This window comes from Mycolicibacterium chlorophenolicum, assembly GCF_001044235.1.
Classification (GTDB): Bacteria; Actinomycetota; Actinomycetes; order Mycobacteriales; family Mycobacteriaceae; genus Mycobacterium; species Mycobacterium chlorophenolicum.
Genome location: NZ_JYNL01000069.1, coordinates 739665 through 752923, shown reverse-complemented (window position 1 = coordinate 752923; position 13259 = coordinate 739665). Strand labels below are relative to the sequence as shown.

General features: G+C 66.8%; 12 protein-coding genes. 7 read left to right on the top strand and 5 right to left on the bottom strand.

Annotated elements, in window-relative coordinates:
* Positions 1-6: 6 nt before the first annotated feature.
* The gene (locus tag MCHLDSM_RS33405; protein ID WP_131722720.1) at positions 7-1290 is read right to left on the bottom strand and encodes a hypothetical protein; all 1284 of its coding nucleotides are present in this window, start codon (positions 1288-1290) and stop codon (positions 7-9) included.
* Between the two features lie 716 nt (positions 1291-2006).
* The gene (locus MCHLDSM_RS37940) at positions 2007-2951 is read right to left on the bottom strand and encodes a TMEM165/GDT1 family protein (protein ID WP_131722719.1); all 945 of its coding nucleotides are present in this window, start codon (positions 2949-2951) and stop codon (positions 2007-2009) included.
* Between the two features lie 870 nt (positions 2952-3821).
* Here MCHLDSM_RS37940 and MCHLDSM_RS33400 point away from each other — a divergent pair.
* The gene (locus MCHLDSM_RS33400) at positions 3822-4388 is read left to right on the top strand and encodes a chorismate mutase (protein WP_082169175.1); all 567 of its coding nucleotides are present in this window, start codon (positions 3822-3824) and stop codon (positions 4386-4388) included.
* 1 nt (position 4389) lies between these two features.
* Complete coding sequence (locus MCHLDSM_RS33395) at positions 4390-4959, top strand: TetR/AcrR family transcriptional regulator (protein ID WP_048473952.1); 570 nt, start codon at positions 4390-4392, stop codon at positions 4957-4959.
* Positions 4960-4968: 9 nt separating this feature from the next.
* Here MCHLDSM_RS33395 and MCHLDSM_RS33390 read toward each other — a convergent pair whose 3' ends face one another.
* The gene (locus MCHLDSM_RS33390) at positions 4969-5760 is read right to left on the bottom strand and encodes an MBL fold metallo-hydrolase (RefSeq protein WP_048473951.1); all 792 of its coding nucleotides are present in this window, start codon (positions 5758-5760) and stop codon (positions 4969-4971) included.
* Between the two features lie 149 nt (positions 5761-5909).
* Here MCHLDSM_RS33390 and MCHLDSM_RS33385 point away from each other — a divergent pair, with 149 nt between their 5' ends.
* Positions 5910-6512: a TetR/AcrR family transcriptional regulator gene (locus MCHLDSM_RS33385; RefSeq protein ID WP_048473950.1), complete on the top strand. Its 603-nt coding sequence runs from the start codon at positions 5910-5912 to the stop codon at positions 6510-6512.
* Positions 6513-6567: 55 nt separating this feature from the next.
* Positions 6568-8127, top strand: a complete 1560-nt coding sequence (locus MCHLDSM_RS33380; protein ID WP_048473949.1) for a phytoene desaturase family protein — start codon at positions 6568-6570, stop codon at positions 8125-8127.
* Positions 8128-8131: 4 nt separating this feature from the next.
* Here MCHLDSM_RS33380 and MCHLDSM_RS33375 read toward each other — a convergent pair whose 3' ends face one another.
* Positions 8132-8485, bottom strand: a complete 354-nt coding sequence (locus MCHLDSM_RS33375; RefSeq protein ID WP_048473948.1) for a UBP-type zinc finger domain-containing protein — start codon at positions 8483-8485, stop codon at positions 8132-8134.
* A 72-nt stretch (positions 8486-8557) separates the two neighbouring features.
* Here MCHLDSM_RS33375 and MCHLDSM_RS33370 point away from each other — a divergent pair, with 72 nt between their 5' ends.
* Positions 8558-9001 carry an SRPBCC family protein gene (locus MCHLDSM_RS33370; protein ID WP_048473947.1) on the top strand — a complete coding sequence of 148 codons (444 nt, stop codon included), beginning with the start codon at positions 8558-8560 and terminating at the stop codon, positions 8999-9001.
* Between the two features lie 6 nt (positions 9002-9007).
* Here the strand turns inward: MCHLDSM_RS33370 and MCHLDSM_RS33365 are convergent, their stop codons facing one another.
* Positions 9008-9979, bottom strand: coding sequence for a cation diffusion facilitator family transporter (locus tag MCHLDSM_RS33365; RefSeq protein WP_048473946.1), 972 nt, complete (start codon positions 9977-9979; stop codon positions 9008-9010).
* 92 nt (positions 9980-10071) lie between these two features.
* Here MCHLDSM_RS33365 and MCHLDSM_RS33360 point away from each other — a divergent pair, with 92 nt between their 5' ends.
* Positions 10072-12708, top strand: coding sequence for a helix-turn-helix transcriptional regulator (locus tag MCHLDSM_RS33360; protein ID WP_048473945.1), 2637 nt, complete (start codon positions 10072-10074; stop codon positions 12706-12708).
* Positions 12709-12786: 78 nt separating this feature from the next.
* A complete protein-coding gene (locus MCHLDSM_RS33355) occupies positions 12787-13227 on the top strand; it encodes an SRPBCC family protein (RefSeq protein ID WP_048473944.1) in 441 nt (146 codons plus the stop codon).
* Positions 13228-13259: the final 32 nt, after the last annotated feature.

Below are 13259 nucleotides of genomic sequence, written 5' to 3'. Positions count from 1 at the left end.
CGGCGGTCAACCAAGCATCGCGCGTTCGCGTAGCCACTCGTCGCGCCACCGGTGAAACTCGACGGCGAACGCCGAGCAGCGTTCCAGCTCTGCAAGGACGTTGTCCCGTTGCTTCTTCGAACCGTGCTTCTCTACCGACGACGGTCCGCACAGCACGGCCATCGACTTCGGGTACACCTTCCATTTGAGTACCAGCCGCTTGCTCACGAACGTGAGCAACTCCGAGGCCACCGCGCCTGAGTTCTCCGACTCTCGTTCCGATGGGGTACGTCCGGAATGGATCACGCTGTTGCGGACGTCTACGATGTGCTCTCGCCAGCGACCCATCGGACCGTCACCGTCGACGTGCCAACTGCCTCCGAGACGGCCTGCGTACAACGACTTGACCCGTCCCGTGATCGAACTCGTGTCAGCCCATACCTTCGCGGCGTCGGCGGCCGTTTGACCTTCTTCCCAGAGCATCGCGGCCAGGGTGCTGTCGAGCATCAGCTCACACGTGACGGCAAGACTGAGGACCGATGCGCGGCGGTCACCAGCGGAGTGTTCGGCGTACGCGCGAGCGAAGTGATCACGAACGAGCGTGCTGATGCTGCCGCGAGTGAGTTGCCCAAAGATCCTGCCGGTCACAGCTGGGTCGATCGGCGTCGGCGAAGCGAGCCTTGAGGGGAGGTGGTCCAACAGAATCACGGTCTGTTTCTCATCGAAGTTGACCTGTCCGCCTTCACCGATCGCTCCGAACGTGGCGGGAACGATCGGGTTCAGTGCTCGGTAATGCAGCTCCGGGATCGGCGCCATGGAGGCTATCCGTGACGACCGCGTGGCGTCGGCGATCAGCCAGTGTGCGAGCGTCACCGGATCCAATTTCCCGTCGTGCGGTGGGGTAAGGGCGGCAGCGCGGCTCTTGACGGGGATGAAAACGACGACAGCTGAGCGTTTCCGTCGGTAGTCGTCGTTAGGCGGTGGAGCGGGCTGAGGCTGCTGCCCGGTGATGTGGGCCAGCGCGGCGCATGCCACCGCCGTGTCCTCGACGACGGGGTTGGTTCCGTCAGTCGCGACCGACCAGATCATCCAACAGCTGAGCGGCATCTGCATCCAGGCCTGGTCGAACTCGGCCGGTGTCACGCCGCGGATTCGCAGGTACTCGTCGTCGACGCCGATCGGTACCGCCTGCGGTTCCAGCGGAAGTAGGAACGGAAGCACGAACGACAACGAGACCACGCCTTCAAACCGCTCCGGGTGATCCCAGTCGGGGTGGGTCGGTTGTTCAGGTGCAGCGTCGTCGCCAGTCACGATCGCCAGCGTCGCACGGCGGGGTGACACGGTCAGCTATCGCTCGCCGGGTCGAACGCGTCCTGAACTCCTTCTGCTACAGGACATTGAACGATGTCGAGCAGTACAGCACCGTCCGCGTCACCGGGAATCCACTCGTCAAGCCCGCGGGCCGCGGCCGGGTTGAGGCTGGGTGGCTCGGTGGATTTACGGCCGACCGCTGTCGCTCTCCCGCCCTGCGGCCTGGCGGCCTCGGGCGCTCGCGACCTCCCGTCCACCGAGGCACCCGGAGAACCGGGCCTTGGTACCGGGCCATTAGGTGCAAAAGTCGAGCCGCTAATCGACGACGTCGACCCGGTGGCTGATGATGCGATGCTGGGCATCGGGGTACCTGCTCCCCGGAGCCGCCGAGTCCACCGACAACGCAATCGGCGGCACGACAGCTCCTGGTCAGGAGTGCAAACACCGTGTCCGGTTTATATCCGTTCGTCGGACGGAATGAACACGTCAGCGCAGCTCAATGCGGCGCATACGACGTGCAGACCCAGATAAACCGCAGTTCAGCGCCTATCCCGTCCGCCTGAAAAGCGGAAGGTCGCCGCGTCGATCCCGGCCCTGGCCACCATGAACATCCGCTGCGCACTGGTCTTGCACTGGATGGGGCCAATCTCATTGTGAGTTACCAAACATCTTGCAAAGCTTAGAAATATGCAATAGTCCGGCACGCGACTGAATGATTAGTTTGCGCCAATTGCTTTACGCGCAGGTGGCTCCCACGTGAGTCTATACGTCGTTCCTATTGGAGGTCTATCACGTTCGATCTTCAATCTTACTACGCTGTTACCGTCGACTTGCGCTCGATCAATTGTAAATCGATTGCCGGAGCTAAGGTAGGCCTTTTCTTCCAAAAATTCATCTTGCTGCAACAGCGCCTGCAATCCATGATGAGTCGTTTCAAGTCGCTCATCGATATCGACCGACTTCACAAATTTCTCGATCGGATACGATATATCTGTCGACGAATAATCGAGGCCTTCGGGTAATGGAATTTTTGGTCTCGGTCGGGAGCGCAGCATTTCAATGTTGCTCACTTTATGTCGCGGCACAATTACGTCGAAGGCTAAATCGACGGACTCCTCAGGTCTTAAGGGGGGGTCGAATTCTATCCTGAATGTGAGGTTGGCCTTTTGTTTATGAAAGTCATGAAAGATGCATGTCCCGCTCGCTGATCGGCTCGCGCGCTTATTTCGGATCTCTGCTCCATCGAACGGCAAATCATCGTCTGATCGACGAGTTACATTCCACGTAAAATACCGAACAGGACGTATCGCCGTGAAATGACGTTCTGCGTGGTGTATGCCTGTCCAAAAGTCGGGATTGTCGCTGGCGGTTAAGGACCAACGTGTCACATATTTGTGGTATCGGCGGTCATAGTGATAAAGCTGCACAAGCTGTTTGGTGGCTTTAACCGCTTTTCGATTCTGATTATAGGCGAATGCGGCGAGAGGCACGCCTACCAGGATACCGCTGACTGACCATGCTGGCAGTTTTGAAGCGATAGTCGCGCCAGCGGCCACCACTTCCGCTAGTGTTGCTCCAATAAGAAGAGGCTTTGTGCTGTGCTTGGCCTCGGCCAACGCAGCATCTATCTGATTGGGTTCGCGATTCTGGCGTCGATTCACCGGTCGATGCCGTAATTGTTGAAGGCGTGTGCCTCGCCATGCATCGCTTTCCCCCGCTTCGCTTTAACTGTCTGTCCCGCCCCTCTGCGGCTTGAGAGTCTCCGAAGTTATAGCAAACCTTGGCGAGTAATTCAGCCATCTATGAGCAGCCCACGCGATCACTCGGGTGCTTTGAGAGGATCCGAGAGGTAGACGAGGTCGAGGCCTTCTGTTGCAAGATATTGCGACATAGGAAACTCGTCGGTCGAGGTTAGTAGCGCTGTGGCTTGAGCTGATAACTCCCGTAAGGCCGCGTGCTGCCGCGGTTTCTTGGCATCGCTGCGCCCATGCCTCGGCAACTAGCTGCCAGCCGAGGTAGTGGGTCCATCTGAGTCGTACGAAGTCAGGCCCGACGGCGATATGGAACCGCCCGGATTCCGGCTCGGTACCGCGATGCGCAGGACCGCCTGCCCACGTTTCCGCCGGTTCGAACAGTGCGGCAGCCGCGCTGACCATGTCCGGGCTCGGGAACCGCAGCCCCAACGCGTCGACCGCACGCACATCCTCGGCCGCGTTCCCGTCGTCCCCCGATCTAGGGACATTTTCGGCACATGCAACAAGCCCGCCGGCCGGTGGAGGGTCCATGCTGGGCGCCGCGGCCCAACGTTGTCGCTCTCCCGCCCTGCGGCCTGGCTACCCGTCGGGCGCTTGCCTGGTCAGGAGTGCAGGCGCTGTGTCCGGCCTATGCCCGTTCGTCGGACAACTTGAGTGCGTTAGCCTTGCTCAATGCGGCGCATAGCACGCACAAAAGAAGTTGAAACCGCAGGTCAGTGGTTATCACGTCCGCCTGAAAAGCGGAAGGTCGCCGGTTCGATCCCGGCCCTGGCCACCATGAACATCCGTTGCGCACTCGCCCCGGTCGCCGTCGGTGTGGCGGTGGCTCTGGTTCCGATGGCTCCCCTCGCTTCGGCGCAGCCCACTCACACTCTGACCGACCTCGTCGACGCGGCCGTGCGCCGGCTCGAGGTGGCCGAGCCCGTCGCGGCCAACAAGTTCCACACCGGCGGGCCGATCGTCGATCCGGTGCGTGAGCAACAGGTGCTGGACTCCGTCGCCGGCCAGGCGCGGGAATTCCAGATCGATCCGAACTATGTGACGACCGCCTTCCGGGACCAGATCGATGCGACGGTCGGTATCGAGTACAGCCGGCTGGCGCAGTGGACGCTCGATCCCGCTGCCGCTCCGGCCGACAGTCCCGACCTCGGATCGTCGCGGGACATCATCGACGCGCTCAACCGCGAGATGGTCACGCTGATAGCCGAGGAGTGGGGCAAGCTGCACGCACCGCAGTGCGCGTCCGAGCTCGACGCCGCCAAGTCGGAGGTGGCGACCACCCGCGGGCTGGATCCGCTGTACCGGCAGGCCGTGGATCTCGCCACGCGCAACTACTGCCGCTGACATGAGCGACTTCCGCCAGCGTCTGCTCGACGCTCTGGAAGCGTCGATCGCCGAGGACGGCTACGCCAAGACGACGGTCGCCGACATCGTGCGCCGGGCCAGGACGTCGCGCCGCACGTTCTACGAGCACTTCGCCAGCCGCGACGAGTGTTTCGTCGCCCTGCTGTCGGAAGCGAACGCCGACCAGATCCAGCAGATCTACGCGGCCGTCGATCCCGGTGCGCCGTGGCAGAAGCAGGTGCGGCAGGCCATCGAGGCGTGGATCTCCTCGGCCGAGGCGCGATCGGCGTTGATGCTGAGCTGGATTCGTGACGTGCCGGCCCTCGGGGCCGCCGCCCGCGGGCTGCAGCGCGACGCCATGGAGCACTTCATCGAGATGGTCGGTGCGCTGGGCGACACCGACGAGTTCCGTTCGGCGGGAATCGGTCCCGTGTCGAGACGACGCATCATCATGTTGCTCGGCGGTCTGCGCGAACTGACCGCGATCACCGTCGAGGAGGGTGGCCGCATGAGTGACGTCACCGACGAGGCGGTCGACGCGTCGATCGCGCTGGTCGGCCGCTGGCAGTGATCCGCCCGGTCAGGCCGTCGCGGTGGCCCTGGCCCGTTCGAACAGCTCCGGGTCGTGCGCGCAGACGATCATCATGTCCGGATCGCCCCGCCGGTACAGCTCGACCAGGCGAGAGTGGTTGTCTTGCACCTGTTTTCGATCCACCGCCACCGCATTCTCGAACGCGGTGAGCGCGGGCACCCGCGGGTTCTCGTCGAGGGTTCCGCACTGGAAGAACGCGTCGCCGGCGTGCAGGATCCAGCGGTGTCCGGCGTCGACGGCGACGCACGCGTGGCCGAGGGTGTGGCCCGGCAGGGACAACAGTACGAAGCCGGGACCGATGCCGGTGAGTTCCTTGGCGGCCGCGAAGCCGCGCCACGGCTCCCCGGCGATGTCGTGCTCGACGATGTGGGGGCCGTGCGCCCACTGATCGGCCCGGAACCGGATGCGGTCGGGCGCCGCGCGGGAGCCCATCGCGGCGCGCACCTCGGTGGCGGTGACGTGCACCTGTGCGTCGGGGAAGTCGGCCAGCCCGCCGATGTGGTCGGCGTCGAAGTGGGTGGTGATGATGTGCCGGACGTCGTCTCGGCGGTACCCGAGCGCCTCGAGCTGGGTGACGGCGGCCTCGGCCGCATCGAACGACGGCCGGAAGAAGTGCCGCCGGAACCGGCCGAAGCGTGCGGGACGCCGGCAGTCCTGTGTGCCGAAGCCGGTGTCGACGAGCACGAGACCGTCGGCGGCCTCCACGAGCAGCACATGGCAGACCAGGGTGCCCGCGCCCCAGGGGCGCATCGTCCCGCAATTGAGATGGTGAACCTTCACGCCCCGTCCCCCCGGTCGTCAGCGAATCGGGTGACCCCACCCGTCGCAGTGACCCTAACCCGTTCCAGCCATCCGCGAATGGCGACGTCGCCGGGTCGGGCCGGATTCGGCCGCGACGCCGCGTCCGGGGGGTGCGGTACTTTACGCACATGGTCCGGCCTGCCCAGACGGCGCGTAGCGAGCGCACCCGGGAAGCCCTCCGGCAGGCGGCCGCGGTCCGGTTCCTCGCGCAGGGCGTAGAGGAGACATCGGCCGAACAGATCGCCGCCGATGCCGGGGTGTCGTTGCGCACCTTCTACCGACACTTCGCCTCCAAGCACGACCTGCTGTTCGCCGACTACGACGCCGGACTGCACTGGTTCCGGGCCGCCCTGTCGTCGCGCTCGCCGCACGAGTCGATCATCGAGTCCGTGCAGTCGGCGATCATGGCCTCGCCGTACGACGACTCGGCCGTCACCAAGATCGCCGCGATGCGGGCCCAGGAACTCGACCCCGGCCGCATCGTGCGGCACATCAGGCAGGTCGAGGCCGATTTCGCCGAGGCCGTGGAGGAGCACATGGCCGGGACCGACCCGCCGGCTCCCGGCACGGATGAGCGGATGCGGATCACCGTGACCGCGCGATGCATCGCGGCGGCGGTGTTCGGCGCCATGGAGGTGTGGATGCTCGGGGAGGATCGCTCGTTACCCGAGCTGGACCGGCTGTGCCGGCACGCGCTCGCTCTGCTCGAGACGGGTATCGCCGCCGAGTAGCGCACATGTTTCGTCAATATTGACAAAACATCGGAGGCCGTGTCAGCCTCAGCCGATGACGGACTTCGATGCGATCGTCGTCGGGGCTGGACACAACGGTCTGACCGCGGCCGCTCTGCTGCAGCAGGCGGGACTGCGCACGGTCTGCCTGGACGCCAAGCTCTACGCCGGTGGCATGGCCTCGACCGTGGAACTGTTCGACGGCTTCCGGTTCGAGATCGCCGGATCGGTGCAGGTGCCCACCTCGGCCGTGGTCAGTGACGCGCTCGGCCTGGATGACCTGCCCACCGTCGACCTCGACGTGATGAGCGTGCAGTTGCGGGGAGTCGGCGACGACCCCGTCATCTACTACACCGACCCGCTCAAGCTGCTCACCCATCTGAACGACGTCCACGGCGCCGACGCCGTCAACGGCATGGCCGGCCTGATGGCGTGGTGCCAGGCTCCGACCCGGGCGCTCGGCCGCTTCGACGCCGCGCGGCCGCCCAGGACGCTCGACGAGATGTTCGCCTGCGCCACCAACGAATTCGAACGCCAGGCGATCAGCGACATGTTGTTCGGCTCGGTCAGCGACGTCCTCGACCGTCATCTGCCCGATCGGGAGAAGCACGGCGCTCTGCGCGGAATGCTCGCGTTCCTGGCGGTCAACACCACCTATCGCGGGCCGCAGACGCCGGGCAGTGCGGCCGCGCTGGCCTTCGGGCTGGCGGTCCCCGACGAGAACGCCACGCTGATCAAGAAGTTCCGCGGCGGCATGGGCGCGGTGACCGAGCACCTGCTTCGGATGTTCACCGCAGCCGGCGGCGAGGTCCGGCTGCGCACCACGGTGGCCGAGATCCTCGTCGACGACGGCCGCGTCGGTGGAGTGCGACTGGAGGACGGATCGACGCTGCGCGCACCGGTGGTCGTCTCCGCTGTCGCGCCCGATCTCACCGTCAACACGCTGCTCGACCCGGGCATGGTCCCGACCGAGATCCGGGAACGGTTCTCCCACATCGACCATCGCGGCAGCTACCTGCAGATGCACTTCGCGCTCGACGGACCGCCCACGTTCGCCGAACCGTACGAGGTGCTCAACGACCCGGAATACCAGTCTGCGATCGGCCTTTTCAGCACCCCCGAGGAACTGCAGCAGCAGTGGGAGGACTCCACGCGCGGCATCGTGCCCGCGGATCCCGCGATCGCCCTGCAGATCCCGTCGGCCAACGACCCGGGCCTCGCGCCGCCGGGCAAGCACGCGGTGTCGGCGTTCTCGCTGTGGTTCCCCCTCACCGAGGACACGGCGAGCTACGGCGAGCTGAAGACCGAGATGGGCCGGCGGGTGATCGACAAGATCACCCGGCTGGCACCGAATTTCGAGAGCCTGATCCTGCGCCACACCACGTTCACGCCCAAACACATGGGCACCATGTTCGGTGCGCCCGGCGGCGACTACTGCCACGGCCTGATCCACCCCGAACAGATGGGCCCCAACCGTCCCGGGCCGAAAGGCTATGTCGATCAACCGCTTCCGGTCGACGGGCTGTACCTGGCCAGCGCGGGCTGTCACGGCGGCCCGGGTATCACCTTCATCCCGGGTTACAACGCCGCGCGGGAGGTTCTCGCCGGACGCTGAGGTGTCAGCGGTCGCGCGCCTGCAGTTGGGCCATCCAGTCGGCGGGAACCCGGCCGCGCGGGCCGGGCACCGTCTCGTCGAGTGGACGGCTCTGCGGGGCGGCGAGTTCCGGGCCGTCGTAGTAGGCGTCGGTCTGGTAGTCCCAGAACCAGTCCTCGCCCGGCTCGAAGGAGCGGATGATCGGGTGCCCCGTCGAGCGCCAGTGCGCGGAGGCGTGCCGCATCGGCGAATCGTCACAACAGCCGATGTGCCCGCACGCCGCGCAGCGTCTCAGGTGCACCCACCAGCCACCCTGGGCGTCGCACTCGGCGCAACCGGTGCCGCTCGGCGGCACTTCGGGATTGACGTCGCTGCTCACAGACGACGAGCCTACGGGCCCAGTCCCGGGATCTCGATCCGAACAGTCGGCGCCGTGCTCTATGGTCGCGCCATGGCAACCAAGGATTCGCGCGAGGTCGTGATCGAAGCAACGCCGGAACAGATCCTCGACGTCATCGCCGACGTCGAAGCGACCCCCACCTGGTCGCCGCAGTACCAGAAGGCCGAGGTCCTCGACCGCTACGACAACGGCCGGCCCAAGCAGGTCAGGATGACGGTCAAGGCCGCCGGGCTGACCGACGAACAGGTCATCGAATACACGTGGGGGGACGACTCGGTGACGTGGACGCTGATCTCGGCGAATCAGCTCAAGTCCCAGGACGCGGGCTACACGCTCACGCCCCAGGGTGACAAGACGCGGGTGAAGTTCGACATCGCGATCGACCTGTCGGTGCCGCTGCCCGGGTTCATCATCAAGCGCACGATCAAAGGTGGCGTGGAGACCGCCACCGAGGGGCTGCGCAAGCAGGTCCTCAAAGTGGTCAAGGGCGGCTGAGAACAGCTAGGAGAGCCGGTCCAGCGCGTCGGGTTCGGCGATCGTCAGCACCGCGTCGACGATGTAGGGCTCGGCCTGCAGCCTGTTCTCCAGGTCGCGCAGCGTGTCAGCGATCCGGGACTCGACCGCGTCGCCCACCAGGTCGACGCTCGCCACCAGGAACAGTTGCTTGGGCCCGACGAACACCAGCCGGATGAAGCGCACCGAGGCCACCTCCGGCAGCCGCTCGAGCAGGGCGATCGCGGCCTCGCGCAGCCGCGGGCTGGCGGGTTCGCCGACCAGGAACCGGCGGTTGCGGTCGATCAGGATGACGGCGACGACGCCCAGCAGCAGGCCGACCAGGATGGAACCGATCGCGTCCCAGATCGCCTCACCGGTGAGTTGATGCAGTCCGATGCCGAGCAGCGCCAGCACGATGCCGATCAGGGCTGCGGTGTCCTCGGCGAAGACCGCGCGGGTGGTCGGGTCGGAGGTCTCCAGCACGTGGTCGAGCAGTTCCCGGTCGTACTCGCTCGCCTCGCCGCGTAGCTGGCGGAATGCCTGGAACAGTGACGAGGCCTCGAGCACGAAGGCGACGCCGAGCACGATGTAGGCGACCAGGTAGTTCTCCGGGCCGTTCTCGCCGCGCAGGATCTCGGTGACGCCGTGCCACACCGACACCGTGCCGCCGACGACGAACAGTCCGACCGCCGCCAGCAGTGACCAGACGTAGGCCTCACGGCCGTATCCCAGCGGCCGCGCTGCGTCGGGCGGGCGCTTGCTGCGACGGTTGGCCACGATCAGAAAGCCTTGATTCGCGGTGTCGGCCCAGGAGTGGGTGGCCTCGGCGGTCATCGACGCGGACCCCGAGATCACCGCCGCAACGGTCTTGGCGATGGCGACCGCGAAATTCGCGGCCAGCGCGATGACCACCGTCAGCGTGCTCTCCCCGCCGCTGTCGGCCCCGAGGGGAGACGTCGCGTCGGGCTCAGCGCTCATGAGAGCGAACGGTACCCCGCCGACTGCCGGTGCAAACCGGCCGAAGTGGGCATTTCGGTCACCCGGGTCGGCAGGGCACCTACGCTTTCGGTGTGCGATTGGCATGGCCGCTGATCGGGCGGTCGGGGGAGATGGCATCCATCGAGACCGCGCTGTCGGCCTCGAGTGGCTCGGGTGTGCTCGTCTGCGGGCCGACCGGGGTCGGCAAGAGTCGCCTGGTCCGGGAGGCGCTGGCGCGCGCCACCGACCGTGGCTGGCAGACGCGCTGGACGGCCGGGACGTCCTCCGCGCAGGCGATCCCGCTGGGTGCGTTCACCGCGTGGGCGCCGTCGGGGGTCGGTGACACGGTCGCGTTGTTGCGCGGGGTGCTGGACGCCCTGACCGCGCCGAGCCCACCCGCGCCGGTCGTGATCGGCATCGACGACATCGACCTGTTCGACGACCTGTCGAGCTTTGTGGTGCATCAGATCGTGCAGCAGCGGCTCGCGAAGGTCGTGATCACCGTCCGCGCCGGGGACGCCATCCCGACGGCGGTCCAGGAGATTCTCAAGGCCGGGGACTTCGATCGGCTCGAGCTGGCGCCGATGAGTGCCCAGGACACGGCGGCGCTGGTGGCCGCCGCTCTGGACGGGCGCGTCGACGCCGTGACCGCGCGTCAGTTGTGGGAGCTGACCCGGGGCAACGTGTTCTATCTGCAGCACATCGTGGAGCAGTCGGTCGCCGACGGTGGCCTGGTGCTCGAGAACGGGTGCTGGCGGTGGTCGGGCGACCCCGCGGTGCCGCCGGGTCTGGCCGACCTGATCGAATCCCGGATCGGCGCGCTGCCCGAGCAGGTCGGCGACGTGGTCGACGTGCTCTCCGTCGGCGAGCCTCTCGATCTGCCTGTGCTGGCCCGGATCACCGACATGGCCGCCATCGAGGAGGCCGAGTGTCGCGGCCTGGTGACGCTCGAACCCGCGGGCGGCGCCGTCCAGGCGCGGGTCGCGCACCCGCTGTACGGCCAAGTGCGGCGACGGCGTGCGCCGCAGAGCAGGTTGCGGCGGTTGCGTGGACTCGTCGCGGCCGAACTGGCCGCCGTACCCGAATGCGACGACGTGCGCGTGGTCGTCCGGCGCGCGACGCTGGAACTGGACTCGGACAGAGCGGCGGACACGGGGCTGCTGATCAGGGCCGCTCACGGAGCGGTGTGGCTGGGTGATCTTCCGCTGGCCGACCGGATCGCTGCGGCGGCAGAGCGTGCGGGCGCCGGGCTGGAGCCGAAACTCGTTCGAGGGCATGCACTTTCGTGGCTGGGCCACGGTGAGGACGCCGACGCGATGCTGGCCGGCATCGAGACCGCGGGGTTGCCCGATCGGGACCGGGCCCGGCTCGCGTTCCTGCGCGCGAGCAACATGCTGTGGGCCCTGGCCGATCCGGTACGGGCCAAGCAGATCATCGACGCCGCCTCGGACGTCACTGCGCCGGAAGCGCGCACCTACGTCGATGGCTTCCTGACGGTCTACTGGTTCGCGATGGATCGTCCGGCAGAGGCCCTGTTGACGGCTGAGCACCTCGCGCTGCGCGACATCCCGGTGGTCGGTGCGGAATTGGCGTGGGCTCTGACCCATATCGCCGCCGATGCGGGCCACACCTCGGACGCGGTGGCCGTCGCCGAGGCCGGGTACGCCGTCGCAGCCCGCTCCCTGGATGCGCCCCACATGATCTTCAACATCGCCGACGCGCACGTGAGCGCGCTGCTGTACGCCGGCCGGGTCAGTGAGGCGCGGGATGTGGCTGACCGGATGCGGCGCCAGGCGGCCAGCCTGCCCGGCGTCGCCCCGCTGCTCGGTGCGGCCGTGGCCGGCCGGGCCGCACTCGGGGCCGGTGACCTCGACACGGCATGCCGACTTCTCGGGCAGGCGGTCGAGGGGCTGTCCGGTCCGCACCCCGTCGGCTGGGGGTACCGGTACCGGATCCCGTATGCGACCGCGCTGGCGATCCGCGGCCTGACCGATGACGCCCTCGCCGTCCTCGCCCCGCTGGCGGAGAACAGGCGCGAATTCCGGTTGCTCGACTACGAGCGCAGCCTGGCCGAGGCGTGGATCTCCGCGGGCCAGGGGGCGGTCAGTGAAGCGATCTGTGCCCTCCAGGCGACCGCGGTCCGGTGCCGGGAGGCGGGCAGATTCGCCGAAGAGGTGATGGTGCTGCAGATCGCCACGCAGTTCGGCGACCGGACCGCCGCGCCGCGGCTGGGGGAGTTGGCTTCCGTGGTCGAGGGCCCCCGCGTCGGGCTGGCCACCCGGTTCGCCGCGGCGGCCCACACCGATGACGCCGCGGAATTGGCGGTTCTCGCTGACGAATTCGAGCAGATGGGCGATCGGGTCGGCGCGGTCGACGCGGCGGCGCACGCAGCCCGTGCGTACCGGCGCCACGACCGGAAGGGCTCGGCGCTGGCGTATTCGGCGCGGGCGGACGCTTTAGCCGACGCGTGCGGCGGTGTCCGCACGGTCGCGCTGCGGCAGAGCAGTGAGAAGGTGCCGCTGACCGAACGCGAAACCGAGATCGCGATGCTGATCGGCGAAGGCCTGAGTAATCGCGCCGTTGCCGACCGGCTCACGCTGTCGCCGCGCACCGTCGAAAGCCACATCTACCGTGCGATGGCGAAGACCGGAACCACCAGCCGTGAGGAACTCGCGGCGCTGTTCCCCCGCCGGAAACGTCCGCCCCCTCAGCGATCCCAGGGAGCATGAGGCCACGATCATTACCGAGATATGAATTAGCTGGATTTCCGAGTGTGCGAGCGTGGCCATGGGGCTACGATTTGCCGCATGGCGGTCCGAGCTTCCAGTGAGACGGTGATCGACGCCCCGCCCGCGGCCATTCTCGACGCGTTGGCCGACATCGAGGCGGTCACCTCGTGGTCCTCGTTGCACAAAGAGGCCGAGGTCCTCGACCGTCATCCCGACGGCCGGCCGCACCACGTCAAAGCCACCGTCAAGATCATGGGCATGAGCGACAAGGAACTGCTCGAGTACCACTGGGGTGACGACTGGGTGGTCTGGGACGCGCAGCAGACGTCGCGGCAGCGCTGCCAGCACGGCGAGTACAACCTCACCCCGGAGGGCGAGGACAGGACCCGGGTGCGGTTCGACCTGATCCTCGACCTGGCCGCCCCGTACCCGGCATTCCTCGTCAAGCGGGCCAAACGGATGGTCCTCGACGTCGCCCTCGAGAACCTGCGCCAACGGGTGATGGCCGGCTCCCACTGAGCCGCAACCCTTAACATCGCCGTGAGTTGTTC